The following is a 13,984-nucleotide window of genomic DNA, read 5'->3' on the forward strand; positions in this document are numbered from 1 at the left end:
GGGCTATTTCGCGTCGGCGTAGGAGCGGACGGTCACGACGCCGACCGGGAACTGCACCGGGATGCGCCCGAACATCAGCACCGCGGCCCGTTCCGCTGCCTCCTGCACCATCACCGACACCCGCTCGGCTGCCTCGGCGGGCACGTGCAGCATCACCTCGTCGTGCAGGAAGAAGACCAATTCGCCGTCGTCCCGTCCGGCCGCCTTCGCCGCCCGCAAACGCAACCGGATCTCCGCCAACCAGCACAACGCCCATTCGGCTGCGGTTCCCTGGACCACGAAATTGCGGGTGAACCGGCCCCGCGTCCGGGCAGCGCCATCGGCCCGGCGCTGTTCCTCCGCCGAGGTCGCCCGCTGGCCGGCGAGCCACCGTTGCGACGCCGCCGGGGAGCAACGGCCCAGCCAGGTGCCCACCACGCCGCCGGCCTCCCCGGTGCGGGCCGCCCGTTCCAGGACGCCGATCACCGCCGGGAACGTGCGCGTCAGCTGCGGCATGAGCCGCCCGGCCTCCCCGGTCGTGGAACCGTACATGGCCCCGAGCATCGCGATCTTCGCATGGGCCCGGTCGCCACCGAACCCCAGATCGGCGATGCCCTGGTAGAGGTCCTGGCCACGGGCGGCGTCGGCCAGTGCCGTATCGCGGCCCAGGGCCGCCAGGATCCGCGGTTCCAGCTGGGCGGCATCGGCGACGACCAACACGTTCCCGTCATCGGGGCGGACCGCGTCGCGGATGGTGTGCGGGATCTGCAGCGCCCCGCCTCCGCGGGAGGCCCACCGGCCGGTGACCACGCCACCGACCACGTATTCGGGCCGGAAACGGCCCCCGTGCACCCACGCTTCCAGCCAGGCCCAGCCGTTGGCTGTGTGCAGCCGGGAGAGCTTCTTGTAGCGCTGGAGCACCTCCAGTGCGGGGTGCGAATACTCCCGCAGTTCCCACTGGCCGGTGCTCTTGGCGTCCACGCCGACCCGGTGCAGGGCGCGCAGCAGCTCCTGCGGGGAATCCGGGTTCAGCTGGGGCGCACCCAGGGCGGTGCGCAGTTCGGCGGCCAGCTCCTCGAGCCGGGCCGGACGTGTTCCCGGGGCCGTGCGCGGGCCCAGCTCGGCGGCCAGCAGCGCCTCGTGCACGTCGGGGCGCCACGGGATGCCGTGGTGGCGCATCTCGGCGGCGACCAGTGCACCGGCCGACTCGGCTGCGAGCAACAGCTGCAGCCGACGCCCCGCAGCGGTGGCCGGGACGGCCCGGCGTTGTTCGAGGAACTCGGCGGCCACCGCCTCCACCGAGGTCTTCTCGTCCGCCGGCTCCGCGAACAACGCATCCTGGTTTTCCGGCACGCGGGCCGGCGGCAGGCCCACCGCGGGATCGATGTCGTCCCGGTCATCGCCGTCGGCGCGCAGCCCGGCGGTGTATGCGGTGTCGGCGGCAGCCGTGGCGTGGCGCAGGATCGTGCGTGACAAGGCCAGGTCGCAGGCACGCTCCACGGTGCACCCGGCGGCCAGCAGCCGCGGATACCAGTCGGCGGTCCGCGCCCAGACCCAGCGCGTCCGGCGGGCCTCCAGATCCCGCACGAACCCGGCCACCTGGTCCCGGAACAACACCACGGGCGGGCCCTGCGGCGCACCGGCCTCGTCCAGCAACTGCACGACGGCGGAAGCCGCCCCCTGTTCGGGAGCCGCCTGGGCGGTGGAGTGGGTGGCGATGACTGCGTAACCGGGCACGTGCCCATTCTTGCAGGGCGCTGACCCCGGCGTTCCCCTCACACCCCACGCGTGGTGGGCGCACGGGCCTCCCCGTCCACAGCGGCGGGCCGCCCGCCACCACTGCGCCGGCGCCAGCGGAGGGTGGTGACATGAACGAGTCGCCCGCCTACCTTCCAGCACCGCCGGCACCGGCATCCGGCGACGGTGCGGCCACCACCTGCCTGCTGGTCACCCGTGACGACGGACTCGCGGACCACGTCGCCCTCATTGCCGCGGCGTGCGGGGTGGTGTTGGCCGTTGAACGCCGCCCACCGGACCGCTGGCCCGCCGGATGCACCCTGGCCCTGCTGGGCCCGGACGCCGTCCTGGACGCGTCGGCAGCGGGACCGCGCGTCCCCGTGGTCCTCGTCGGATTTGCGTCGGACCGGGACGGCCTGTGGCGCGTCGCGGCCCGGCAACCCGGAGTCCGTGTGGCGATCCTGCCGGAGGCCTCCGCCTGGCTGGGGGAGTTCCTGGGGGAGCGGGAACTGCACGCGGGGCACGGGCGCCTCACGGTCTTCGCCGGGGGCACCGGTGGCACCGGAACGACCACGCTGGCCGTGTTGACTGCCCTGTACGCGGGCCGGAAGGGGACGCGCAGCCTGGTCGTCGACGCCGACCCCCACAGCCGGGGCATCTGGGCCCTGCTGGGCCGCCCGGCCGCCGGCGGCGTGGGCTGGGAGGACCTGATGCGCTCCCGCGGCCAGATCGCCCCCGGGCACCTGGCAGGGATCCTTCCCCAGGTGGGCGGCACATCGGTGCTGACCTGGACGCACGGGCAACCGGCGCCGGTACGCGGGGCGATCCTCCACGAGGTGATCGCAGCAGCACGCAGGAGCTTCGATGCCGTCGTGGTCGATGCCGGGAGGAGCGCTGGGCTGGGGGAGACGCTGGTGCAGCTGGCCGACTCGGTGCTCGTGGTCGCCTCGGCGGCCGTCCCCGGCTCCCCGCAGGCCTTCACCCCCGTGGGACCCGATGCGGGAACCACCTGGCGGATCGTGGTGACAGGAAGCCTGCCGGCCGGCATGGACGCGCCACGGGTGGCCGCCGCCGCCGGGCTGGAACTTCTCGCCTACGTACCGCCCACCCCCGCACTTGCGACCGCATCGGCCGAAGGCCGCCTGGGTTCAGTACTGACGCGTCCGCGCATCCGCCGCCGGGTCGAACCACTGCTCGGATGGAGTCTTCCCGCGGAGCGGCCCGCGTCCGGATACGAGGAGCTGGCATCATGAACGGGCAGCTGCCCGGCGCCCCGGACGCTTCGATCCGGCCCAGCGGCCGCCGCCGGTGGGAACCGGACCCGCCAGGTCACGGCAACGGCCCGGGCGGCGGACTGGACGAACGCGTGCTGGACGAGGTGCGACGGCGCGCGGTGAACGGGGAGGGCCCCCTGACCGGGGCCGACCTGGCCGGCGCCGTCCGGGCCTCGGGACTGGTGGTCGGCAGCGGCAGCGCGGCCCAGGTGATCCGGGCGCTCCAGGAGGACCTGCATGGACTGGGACCGCTGCAGGCGGTTGCCGACGAGCCGGGGACGACCGACGTGCTCGTCGATGCCCAGGGGCTGGTGTGGAGGGACGGGGACGACGGCCTGGCACCGACCTCCGTGCGCTTCACCGAACCCGAGCAGATCAGGACCCTCGCCGTCCGCCTGGCCGCCTCGGGCGGTCGTCGCCTGGACGGTGCCCAGCCGTTCGCCGACGTGGTCGTGGGACCGTACCGGATCCACGCAGTCCTGCCTCCGATTTCGGCGGGAGGACCGTTGATCTCCGTGCGCATCCGCGCGGGAAAATCCGCCGGCCTGGGATCCGTCCTGGCGGGCGGGGCCGCCAACCCCTGGCACGCTGTGTTGCGTTCGGTGATCCGGGCCCGGATGAACTTCCTGATCAGCGGCGGCACCGGCAGTGGAAAGACCACGCTGCTCGGTGCGCTGCTGGGCGAAGCCGCTCCCACGGAACGGCTGCTCATTGTCGAGGACGCCCGCGAACTCGAGCCGGCCCACCCCCACGTGGTCAGCCTGCAATGCCGCACGGGCAACATCGAGGGCGCCGGCGAGGTGGGGATGACCGACCTGGTCCGCCAGGCACTGCGCATGCGACCCGACCGGCTGGTGGTCGGCGAATGCCGCGGCGCCGAAGTCGCCGACTTCCTGACCGCGATGAACACCGGACACGACGGTGCAGGTGGCACGGTCCACGCGAGTTCGGCCGACGCGGTCCCGGCCCGGCTGGCTGCCCTGGCCTCGTTGGCCGGCATGTCCGGGCCGGCGCTCGCCGTCCAGGCCTCCAGTGCGCTGGATCTGGTGATCCACATGGGACGGCACGGAGGGCGGCGGGCGCCGCGCGAACTGGGGCGGCTGGTGGCTGACGGCCGGGGATTTCTCGCAGTATCGCCGGTCATGGGTATGGACGATGAGTTGCGCCTGCACCCCGGTCCGTCGGCGGAATGGTTCGCCCGCGTCCTGGCAGAACGGTCCATCCCGTGTCCGTGGTGATCCTGATGGCTGCGGCGTTCGCCGGCATCGCGTCCTGGCTGGTTCCGGCAGGCCACCGGTGGCCCCGGGAACGACCGGCCCCGGCCGCGGCACGCAACGGTGGGTCCAGCCGCCGGTGGTCCCTTCGGCCCGGCGGCCACCGGCCCGGTCGCCTCGACGTGGACGCCCACGTGGCGGCCTTCCGGCACCTGGGTGCGTTGTTGCGTTCGGGCCGTCAGCCGGCAGAATCCTGGGCACTGCTCGAAACGACCTGGGCCGGGCGCCTGGCCTCGGCGGGGGCCGACGGAGACGACCACGGATCTCCGCGGCGCCGAGGCGCCGGCGGGGAGGCGGGGGCGACGGCCGCGGCGAACGACATCGTGGAGGCCTGCCGGGCTGCACTGGTCGCCCACGAAACCGGTTCCGGCCCGTCAGCTGGCATTGAACGCCACGTGCGTTCCGCTCCCGGCTACGGGCACGCCTGGGAACGCTTGTGCTGGTGCATCCGGCTCTCCGAATCCACCGGTGCCCCGCTCGGTGACCTGTTGAATCGGTTGGCCGGTCAACTGGAGTCGGAACAGGACGCCCGCCGGGCCCTGGAGGCGACCCTGGCTGGCCCGCGCATGACCCAAAAGCTGCTGGCCTGGTTGCCGGCCCTGGGGATCGGACTGGCCCAGCTCATGGGTGCGGATCCGTTCACCCTGCTCACCACGACAACCACCGGCAGGGTCTGCCTGGCCATGGGCGCTGCCCTGTGGTGGGCCAACGCGCTGTGGTGCCGGCGCCTTCTGGGGACCGCCGGGCCGGCCCGACGGGTCAGCGCCGCACGGTCGCGGGCCGTGGCATGACCATTGCCATCGCAGCGCTGCTCGCCGGCCTGGCCGCCTGGTGCTGCATCACCCCACGAGCCAACAGGCACCCTCCCGCGGGCCGCCCATCGCCGGACACGGGTGCCCTGCCGAGGCCGGATCCGCCGGCCGCCGCCGACGTCCCGCTGCTGCTCGAATTGGCGGCCACCCTGCTCGATTCGGGATTGCCGGTGGACGGCGTCCTGGCGACGCTGGCCAGGGACGTCGAACCGTGCCGCGGGCTGGGGCACGTCGTGCGGTCCCTGGAACTGGGCGTGGGATGGCAACGGGCCTGGCAAACGTCTCCACCCACGCTGCGGCGACTCGGTGAATCCCTCGCCTTCGCCCAGCTCACCGGGGCAGCGACCGCGGATCTGCTGCGCGCGGCGGCGGAACAGGAGCGTCGTGCCGAGGCCCGCCGGGCAGAAAAGCGGGCAGCGGAACTGGGGGTGAAGCTGGTCATTCCACTGGGCATCTGTGCCCTGCCGGCGTTCATTTGCCTGGGAATTGTCCCCGTGGTGATGGCCCTGCTGCCAGCCGCCGGGTAGGTTCCCGCTCGCGCACCGACCCCTCACAGGCCCTGGGGAGGCGGTGTTGTCCAGAAGCCGACGTCGCCGGGCCCGACGGCGGACCCGGCACCTCAGAGTGGAAACAGGCCCCGCCGGGGCCGCTATGGATGAAAGGCAGGACAGAAGATGAACGGGAAAGAAGCGGGCAGCCGGGACACGACGGCCGGCCGGGAGCCTGACGGCGACCCGGTGGATCCGGGCGAGGAGGGCATCGCCACCGCAGAATTCGCCATCGTTGCCCTGGCGGCCGTCGGATTTGCCGGTTTGCTGGTCAGCATCCTGAGCAGCGGCGACGTGCGGGAGCTGCTCATGGGCCTGGTGCGTCAAGCGCTGTCCTTTTAGGACCGGGACCATGTCGGACGGAACCGAACACGGCAGCAGCACGGCGGAATTCGCCGTGCTGCTGCCGGCCGTGGCAGCCCTGCTGGCGGTGGCACTGGGAGCCGGAGTCTGCGGAACCACGCAGGTGCGCCTGGAACAGGCGGCCCGGGCCACGGCCCGCGAACTGGCCAGGGGAGAGACGACTGCCTCGGCGCTCGAAACCGGACACCGGCTGGCGGGGGAAACGGCAAGCATCAAGATCGGCAGCGCCGGCCCGTATCGCCGGGTGGAAGTGAGCACGCAGTTTGCGCTGCCGTGGTTCGGAGGCCCCGAGCTGTTGAAGCTGTCGGCGCGTGCCGAGGCCAAACCCGAAGGACCAGGCGGAGGGGTGGCGGGTCCTGGTGGACGATGAGGCTCTCGCATCGAGGCGTCCGGGGTTCGCCCCGTGGGCGGCACAAGCCGGCTCGGGAACCGTTCTCGTCGTGGCGTTGGTCGCTGCGGCGGTCTTCGGGCTCATGGCCGTCCTTGCCGTCACCGCGGCTGCGTCCGCAGCGGGTCGGGCCGCCAGCGCCGCCGACCTGGCGGCCCTGGCGGCGGCCGATGCCGCCCGTGGCCTGACCGGGGGTGAGCCATGCACGGTGGCCGCGGAAGTTGCGGCCCGCAATGAGGCACGGCTCATCGACTGTGGCAGATCGGGGCCCGGCGGTGCCATCGTCGACGTCTGGACCTCGGTCGATACCGGGCCGGGAACGATCTGGCTGTCCCGCCTGGGGCTCGATGCCAGCGGCAGGGCACGAGCCGGACCGCCGCAGGGGACCTGGCAGCCGGGCGGTTAGGCTGCTGCGGCCGGGGCATGACGCAACATCAGCCCCAAGAGGGTGACGGCGCCGGCCTTGTCCAAGGGGTTGTTCCGGTTGCCGCATTTGGGGGATTGGACGCAGGAGGGGCAACCGGTGTCGCACTCGCAGGCCATGATCGCCTCGCGGGTCGCGTTGAGCCAGGTGGTGACGCGTTCGAAGGCACGTTCAACGAATCCTGCACCGCCCGGGTAGCCGTCATACACGAAAATGGTCGGCATCCCGGTGTCCATATGTAGTGCGGTGGATACACCGCCGATGTCCCAGCGGTCGCTGGAGGCCACCAATGGAAGCATGCCAATGGATGCATGTTCCGCTGCGTGCAGGGCGCCCGGGACGGCATCCGGCAGCAGGCCGGCGGCGGCCATCTCGCGCTCCGGCACGGTGAACCAGATGGCCTTGGTGAACAAGTCCCGGGCCTCCAGTTCCAGGGGCTCCTCGCCCAGCACCTCGTTGCTGGCCACCGCCTTGCGTTGGAAGGAGACGACCTGGGTGGTGACCTTGACGTCCCCGAAATGCACGCGGATGGGACCCCAATCGCGGGTGTGCTGCGCCTCGAGCACCTCGATCGTGGTGATGTCCCGGGCCTGCGTGTAGTAGTCGGGGGTTGCCCGGTTCACCAACACGCAATGGTCCTGCTCGTTGAGCTCCTCGACCACGTACGTCGAACCCTGGTGCACGTAAACGGCACCGGTGTGGGCCTGGTACTGGGTCTGCGGGGAATCCATCGTGCCCAGCAAGGCGCCGGTCTGTGCGTCGATGATGTTCATCGGCCCGCCGCCATCTGCCCGCAGGTTCACCATCGATGCTGCATTTTCGGGATGCGTCCAGAACCAACCCGAGGGACGGCGGCGCAGGTATCCGCGTTCAACGAGCGAGTCGAGCAGCTCGGCGGCGGTGGGCCCGAAAAGCTGGACCTCCTCGAGGCGCAGTGGCTGTTCGGCGGCCGCAGCACACAGGTGCGGACCCAGGACGTAGGGATTGGACGGATCGAAGACCGTGGCCTCCACCGAGGTGTCGAAGATCGCCTCCGGGTGGTGGACCAGATACGTATCCAGCGGATCGTCGCTGGCCACGAAGGCAGCGAGGGCGTCCTGGCCGGCGCGCCCGGCGCGACCGATCTGCTGGAAGAACGAGGCCCGGGTTCCCGGCCAGCCGGCCACCAGCACGGTATCCAGGCCCGCGACGTCGATCCCCAGTTCCAGTGCCGATGTCGAGGCGATGCCCAAGAGCTCTCCATCGCGCAGCTGGCGTTCCAGGACCCGCCGTTCCTCGGGCAGATAGCCGGAGCGGTAGGCGGCAATCCGGCCGGGAAGGCCCGGATGGACCTCGTCGACCAGGCGGCGGGCGATCGTGGAGATGGTTTCGGCCCCTCGCCTGGACTTGATGAAGGCAATGGTCCGGACGTGGGCGCTGACCAGGTGCGCCAGCAGATCAGCGGTTTCGGCGATGACCGTCCGGCGTACCGGTGCCCCGTTTTCCCCGCGTGAATCGGTCAGCGGCGGTTCCCACAGGGCGACCACTGTCTGGCCATGGGGTGAGAAATCCGTGGTCACTTCCATGGCCTCGGCGCCAATGAGCTGCCCAAAGGACCTGCCCGGTTCCGAACTGGTGGCCGAAGCGCCGATGAACACCGGGTTGGCCCCGTAGTGCTCACAGATCCTTCGCAGGCGCCGGATCAGGTTGGCAACATGGGAGCCGAAGACACCCCGGTAGCTGTGGGCCTCGTCCACGATGACGTAGGTGAGCCGCCGGAAGAAGCGGGCCCAGGCGGGGTGGTTGGGCAGGATGCCGAAGTGGAGCATGTCCGGATTCGTCAAGACGAAGTTCGCATGGTCGCGGATCCACCGGCGCTCACCGGGGTCGGTGTCCCCGTCATAGGTGGCGACCTTCAGCGTGGGCAGGCGCAATCCGTTCAACGCCGATTGCTGGTCCGCTGCCAACGCCTTGGTGGGGGCGAGGTAGAGCACGACGGCGCCGCTGGCCTCCAGGGTCACGGTGGGATCCAGTGCTGCCCGGTGGACAGCATCCAAGGTCGGCAACTGATAGGCCAGTGACTTTCCCGAAGCCGTGCCGGTTGCCACGATGGTGTGGTGTCCGTCGTGGGCCTGCCGGGCCGCCTGCACCTGGTGCAGCCATGGCCTGTCAGCACCGGAACGGGCGAAGGCCTCGACCACCTCGGGATGGGCCCACTCGGGCCACGGGCCGTGCACGGCCGCCCGGGCCGGTACGACGCGGACGTGCGTCAGCGGCTCCGGGGAGACGCCATGCCCCAGCTGGGCGATGAGTGGATGGTTTTCGGTCACCTCATCATGGTCGCATCAACGACCGACATCGTGGCTCCGGTTAGTCCCGCTGGCCCTCGAGCGTCACGATCGTGCCGATCGGGGTCCACCCGAGGAACTGGTAGAGCGCCTGGCCGTCGACCGAGGCAACCAGCAGGCCCTCCTCGACGTCGTGCTCCATGGCCAGCGACACCAGGGCGCGCATGACCAGGCTGCCCAGGCCCTTGCGACGGAAGTCCGGGGCGGTGATGATCCGGTCGAAGACCGCGAACTCCTCGACCACTGCAACATGTCCGCTGGCCGCGACCACCTCGGGGTCCTCTTCGAGATGGATGGAAACGTAGGAGTGCTTGCCGTCGCGCTCGATCTCGATGGTGAATCCCTCGGCCGGGCGGGGGGACTCGACATCCTGGCCGGCCATGTCGGCGACCATCAGCGCCTCCTCGGCGGCGACGACGCTCAGGCCAGCGGCCCGTGCCGCCTCGCTGACGGATTGGGAGTCGCCGGTGACGGCGGTGAGCCGACGTGCCGGATGCTTGTTCAGGGTCTCCCCGACGGCCACGAGTTCCTCGGCTGTCGGTTCATGGATGATGTATTCCCAGTCGCCACTGGTGTCATGGCGCAACGCTGCATGGACGCGCCCTTCCTGGCGGCTTTCATAGCCACGGGCGCCCACCCAGCCGGTGACCCAGGTGCCAATCAGATTGTCGTTCGCAGTCGATCCCATGTCCCAGACACTACCCGGTACGGGGGTGGTGGGGGGAGGCGGGGACGTAACTGTTGCCATTCGGTAGTGAATTGTTAACATCCTTCCCGGGCTTCGGGTCGGAGCGGTGAAATCCCGTCATGTGGCGCTCTGCCGGGCCCCCGGAGCGGGGACGACGACCCGGGACGGGTCGCCCGGCGACGGCTCGGTCATGACCATGTCGGCACATTACGATGAAGGGATGGCCCAGCACCGTATTGTCCTTTTCTACGCCTTCGCTCCGCTTGCCGACCCGGAGGCAATCCGCCTCTGGCAGCGTTCGCTGCTTGAGCAATGGGGACTACGCGGCAGGATCCTGATCTCCAAGGACGGGATCAACGGGACCGCGGGTGGCGAGATCCGCGCGGTGAAGCAATATGTGAAGGCGACCCGGGAGTATCCGGCGTTCCATCGCATGGACATCAAGTGGAGCGACGGGTCGGCCGAGGATTTCCCGAGGATCTCGGTGAAGGTCCGCGATGAGATCGTCTCCTTCGGTGCCCCGGGCGAGCTCACCGTGACCGAGGAGGGTGTCCAGGGCGGAGGAAGGCATCTGAGCCCCGAGCAGGTCCACGAACTGGTTGATTCCCGGCGGTCGGCGGGCGAGGAAGTGGTGTTCTTCGACGGGCGGAACGCCTTCGAGGCGCAGATCGGCAAGTTCAAGGGGGCCGTCGTCCCAGCGGTGGAGACCACGCATGACTTCATCCGCGAACTGGACTCGGGCAAGTACGACGACCTCAAGGACAAGCCGGTGGTCACCTACTGCACGGGAGGCATCCGGTGCGAGGTGCTCTCGGCCTTGATGGTCAACCGGGGTTTCCGCGAGGTCTACCAGCTCAAGGGCGGCATCGCCCGGTACGGGGAAAAGTATGGTGATGCCGGGTTGTGGGAGGGCTCGCTGTACGTCTTCGATCGGCGCATGCACCTGGAGTTCACGCCGAACGCGGTGACCGTCGGCCGCTGTGTGGGATGCGAGGCACCCACCAACAAATTCGAGAACTGCGCCAACCTGTCATGCCGCAAATTGAGGCTGTTCTGCCCCACGTGTGCCGCAGACGACGCCTTGCGCCTCTGCCCCGACTGCTATGCCTCCGGCCACCAGCCGGTGGAGGCGTCGACCACCGCCTGATCCGCTTCCTCGACGGCGAAGACCTCGAAGCCCCGGGCCCGGTAGTTGGCCAGTGCAGCCGGCCCGTCCAGCGAACACGTATGGACCCACACGCGGTGGACCGGGGCAAAACCCTGCCACCGGGTGTGCAGGTCCCAGGCCCGTGTCGTTCCCTCCGCCAGCAGCAGGCCGCCGAATCCACGCCCCAGCTGCTCGGGGAAGAGCCCGAAATAGACGATCTCCACCACGCCCTCGGGCGAACCGGCGAGCTCGAGGTATCCGGCCGGAGCCCCGTTGGTCCAGAGCACCCATGTTTCGCTGCCCGGGCGTGTGATGATGTCGGCCCATTCGCGTCGTGTCAGCGGCAACCGGTCGGCCCAGTTCCACACGCTTCCCACCGACCGGTACAGGAATTTGCTGAATTCCGGGGTGATGGCGTCGACGCGCTCGATGCGGCACCCCGCGGGCAGGGTTGCGCGGGAGGGACGTAGCTCATCGACTGATCGCATGTGCAGCGATGTCGTGGTGACCTGGGGCATGGCAGCTCCTGCAAGTGGGGGTGAATGCACCGGAAGCCTATCGGCCATTAGGATCGGCACCGTGAATACTACGGACCCCTTCGCCGTCATTGACCACGCCCCGCGCAGCGATGACCAGGGGTTGCTCGACGCCCTGGCCGCTGACCTGGACACGGCCGACTACCACCATGAGGCCGTGACGGCACTGCTGGGCGACGCTGCACACCAGGCGCTCGGGCGCGACCAGACGGTGCCGGCCATCCTGGCCACCGACGAGCTCATCGCCCGCGGTGAAGCGACCCCGCTGGTCCACCTCGTGCGGCTCTGGCTGCTGGGTCTGGGCGTGGACAGCGGGGGCCTGGCCCTCGCCTTTCCGCAACTGGGCCTGGACGGAGCCCGCCACCTGGGGTTGATCGAGCCCGATGGCCGGCAATTCCGCGCCGCCGTGGACCTGCGACCGCATGCCAGCGACTCGGAGGTGGAGATCTGGGTCGCCAGCGATCTGGGGGCCCACCAGCGACCCGGCGTTCTGGCACATGACCACGTGCTGGGGATCGGGCGGGCCTCCTTGACGTTGGCCCAAACCGTGATCCGCCGACCCGTGGACCGTGCCCTGGACCTGGGGACGGGCTGCGGCATCCAGACCTTCCACCTGCTCTCCCATGCCCGCACCGTCGTGGCCACCGACATCTCCGAACGGGCGTTGGCCTTCACCCGATTCAACCTCCTGCTCAACCACAGGGGCCTCGAACTGGATCCTGGCCGGCTGTGGGACCGGGTCCAACTCCGGCTGGGCTCGTTGCTGGAACCGGTCGAGGGTGAACGCTTCGACCTGGTCGTCTCCAACCCGCCCTTCGTGATCACACCCCGGCATGCCGGTGAGCAGGCGGCCGACCAGTACACCTACCGTGACGGAGGCATGGCCGGGGACGCGCTCATCGAGTCCCTGGTCCGTGGACTGCCCGGCGTTCTTGCCCCCGGTGGGACGGCACAGATGCTGGGCAACTGGGAAATCCGGGCCGTCGGGCAGGACACCGCCGACGGCGTCATCGACCACGACATGGTGGATAACTCAACCAGTGACAATACGACCCCTGCCTGGGCTTCGCGGCCCAGGAGCTGGGTCCCGGAGCAGACGGAGGCCTGGTTCATCCAGCGCGACCAGACCGAGCCGGAGGTCTACGCCGAAACGTGGCTGCGCGACGCCTCCCAGGGCAGGGACCGTGCCGCCTATGCCTCAGCCTACGCGGACTACCTCGCCGATTTCGCCGCGCGGGACGTGGAAGCCATCGGCTTCGGCATGCTCTGGCTGCGCCGCCCCGCCAAGCCGGGGCAATTGACCTTCGGCACCCGCTTCGAGGAGATCACCTACCCCCTGGAACAGCCCATCGGCCCGCACCTTGCGGCGCAAATCGATGCCACCGACGCGCTGGCCGGTCGGGACGCGGGGGAGTTGTTGCTGCAGATCGCCGAAGACGTCACCGAGGAGAGGCACCAGCGTCCGGGGGCGGAACACCCCGGGGTGATCCTCCTGCGCCAGGGCGCCGGACTGCGCAGGACCACCATGCTGTCCTCTGCGGAGGCCGGATTCGTTTCCGCCTGTGACGGCGAATACTCCGTGGGCGTCCTGGCGCGGGCCGTCGCCTCCCTGGTTGACGGCGACTCCGAGGAGACCGTGGAGAACCTACTGGCCAGTGTTGGCCGACTCGTTACACAGGGGTTCCTCACGGAAATGCGAAACAAAGGCTAAAGTTTTTCCACATGACGCAGAACACATCCGTGGGACGCCCTCCGGACGACAAGGGCATCCGACGCCACACCGACAACCCCGTGGTCATCAGCGATCCCCAGGCGATCCGGGCCCTGGCCCACGAGGCACGCCTGGAGGTCCTGGAGGAACTCTTCGCATCGCAGACGACCCGCACGGCCACCGAGCTGGCCTCGCGGTGCAATCTCACCCCCAGTGCGATGAGCTACCACCTGCGGGCGCTGGAAAAATACGGCTACGTCGAACGCGCCGCCAGCGAAGGCGATGGCCGTGAGCGACGGTGGAAAGCCGCAGGCGACCAGCTGGTGGTCGGGTCCCTCACCGATTCCATCGCCGCGAAGAATGCCTTCCTCAATGTCCAGCTCAACGCCTTCCGTGAACGGCTCACCGCGGAGATCAACCGTCGTGACGCCGAACGCAAGGCGGGAATCGACCCCGCCCCGGGGCGTGCCCCGGTGCTGACCACTGGCATGGTCTTCCTGCGCAAGGAACTGCAGGATGAGTTCGCCAAACGCGTGTACGCCCTGGTCGATGAATACGAGGCGATGGCCGTTCCGGAGGAACGAAGCGTCGAGGGTGAACGCGTCTACTACATGCTCTCCTTCCTCCCGGAAAAGCCGGGCCCCAAAAGCTGAAACGCCGGAGGCGGCGTTGGCCACATCTGACGTCGCGGCTTGCGGTGGGTGTCCCCGAACGGGCTAACCTAGTGCAAGAATGAGCAGGCGCGCCCCGTTTGGCGTGCCGTCAGCTGCAAATAG

At 69.8% G+C, this 13,984-nt stretch carries 14 protein-coding genes; 10 read left to right on the forward strand and 4 right to left on the reverse strand.

All coding sequences use genetic code 11. The features are described from left to right. Positions 1–3: 3 nt before the first annotated feature. Positions 4–1,716, reverse strand: coding sequence for a bifunctional 3'-5' exonuclease/DNA polymerase (locus tag ACN0TP_RS14200; RefSeq protein WP_417219970.1), 1,713 nt, complete (start codon positions 1,714–1,716; stop codon positions 4–6). Between the two features lie 131 nt (positions 1,717–1,847). Between ACN0TP_RS14200 and ssd the strand changes: the two genes are divergently transcribed. From ssd to ACN0TP_RS14235, 7 genes are all read left to right on the forward strand, one after another. Further along, complete coding sequence (gene ssd / locus ACN0TP_RS14205; protein WP_417219972.1) at positions 1,848–2,969, forward strand: septum site-determining protein Ssd; 1,122 nt, start codon at positions 1,848–1,850, stop codon at positions 2,967–2,969. After that, positions 2,966–4,228 carry a TadA family conjugal transfer-associated ATPase gene (locus ACN0TP_RS14210; RefSeq protein WP_417219973.1) on the forward strand — a complete coding sequence of 421 codons (1,263 nt, stop codon included), beginning with the start codon at positions 2,966–2,968 and terminating at the stop codon, positions 4,226–4,228. Before ssd ends, ACN0TP_RS14210 begins: the two co-directional genes overlap by 4 nt. After that, positions 4,216–5,055 (forward strand): type II secretion system F family protein, encoded by an 840-nt coding sequence (locus ACN0TP_RS14215; RefSeq protein ID WP_417219975.1) that lies wholly within the window; start codon positions 4,216–4,218, stop codon positions 5,053–5,055. Before ACN0TP_RS14210 ends, ACN0TP_RS14215 begins: the two co-directional genes overlap by 13 nt. Further along, a complete protein-coding gene (locus ACN0TP_RS14220; protein ID WP_417219976.1) occupies positions 5,052–5,603 on the forward strand; it encodes a type II secretion system F family protein in 552 nt (183 codons plus the stop codon). Before ACN0TP_RS14215 ends, ACN0TP_RS14220 begins: the two co-directional genes overlap by 4 nt. A gap of 147 nt (positions 5,604–5,750) precedes the next feature. Continuing rightward, complete coding sequence (locus tag ACN0TP_RS14225; protein ID WP_417219978.1) at positions 5,751–5,966, forward strand: DUF4244 domain-containing protein; 216 nt, start codon at positions 5,751–5,753, stop codon at positions 5,964–5,966. A 10-nt stretch (positions 5,967–5,976) separates the two neighbouring features. Continuing rightward, a complete protein-coding gene (locus ACN0TP_RS14230; RefSeq protein ID WP_417219979.1) occupies positions 5,977–6,357 on the forward strand; it encodes a TadE family type IV pilus minor pilin in 381 nt (126 codons plus the stop codon). Then, positions 6,347–6,781 carry an Rv3654c family TadE-like protein gene (locus tag ACN0TP_RS14235; RefSeq protein ID WP_417219980.1) on the forward strand — a complete coding sequence of 145 codons (435 nt, stop codon included), beginning with the start codon at positions 6,347–6,349 and terminating at the stop codon, positions 6,779–6,781. The genes ACN0TP_RS14230 and ACN0TP_RS14235 overlap by 11 nt, the downstream gene beginning before the upstream one ends. On the opposite strand, the gene ACN0TP_RS14240 is transcribed toward ACN0TP_RS14235, so the two are convergent. Together ACN0TP_RS14240 and ACN0TP_RS14245 are read right to left on the reverse strand one after the other, a co-directional pair. Beyond that, on the reverse strand, positions 6,778–9,108 hold the full coding sequence (locus ACN0TP_RS14240; RefSeq protein WP_417219982.1) for a DEAD/DEAH box helicase: 2,331 nt from the start codon (positions 9,106–9,108) through the stop codon (positions 6,778–6,780). The genes ACN0TP_RS14235 and ACN0TP_RS14240 overlap by 4 nt on opposite strands. A gap of 40 nt (positions 9,109–9,148) precedes the next feature. Then, positions 9,149–9,814 (reverse strand): GNAT family N-acetyltransferase, encoded by a 666-nt coding sequence (locus tag ACN0TP_RS14245; protein WP_417219984.1) that lies wholly within the window; start codon positions 9,812–9,814, stop codon positions 9,149–9,151. 220 nt (positions 9,815–10,034) lie between these two features. Between ACN0TP_RS14245 and ACN0TP_RS14250 the strand changes: the two genes are divergently transcribed. Next, a complete protein-coding gene (locus tag ACN0TP_RS14250; RefSeq protein WP_417219986.1) occupies positions 10,035–10,961 on the forward strand; it encodes a rhodanese-related sulfurtransferase in 927 nt (308 codons plus the stop codon). Here the strand turns inward: ACN0TP_RS14250 and ACN0TP_RS14255 are convergent. Further along, positions 10,916–11,479: a GNAT family N-acetyltransferase gene (locus ACN0TP_RS14255; protein ID WP_417219987.1), complete on the reverse strand. Its 564-nt coding sequence runs from the start codon at positions 11,477–11,479 to the stop codon at positions 10,916–10,918. The two genes, ACN0TP_RS14250 and ACN0TP_RS14255, sit on opposite strands and share 46 nt — an antisense overlap. Here ACN0TP_RS14255 and ACN0TP_RS14260 point away from each other — a divergent pair. Further along, positions 11,478–13,208, forward strand: coding sequence for a methyltransferase (locus ACN0TP_RS14260; RefSeq protein WP_417220039.1), 1,731 nt, complete (start codon positions 11,478–11,480; stop codon positions 13,206–13,208). The two genes, ACN0TP_RS14255 and ACN0TP_RS14260, sit on opposite strands and share 2 nt — an antisense overlap. Positions 13,209–13,219: 11 nt before the next feature. Next, the gene (locus ACN0TP_RS14265) at positions 13,220–13,861 is read left to right on the forward strand and encodes an ArsR/SmtB family transcription factor (RefSeq protein WP_417219989.1); all 642 of its coding nucleotides are present in this window, start codon (positions 13,220–13,222) and stop codon (positions 13,859–13,861) included. Positions 13,862–13,984: the final 123 nt, after the last annotated feature.

It is taken from the genome of Arthrobacter sp., from assembly GCF_048266065.1.
Lineage (GTDB): Bacteria > Actinomycetota > Actinomycetes > Actinomycetales > Micrococcaceae > Arthrobacter_H.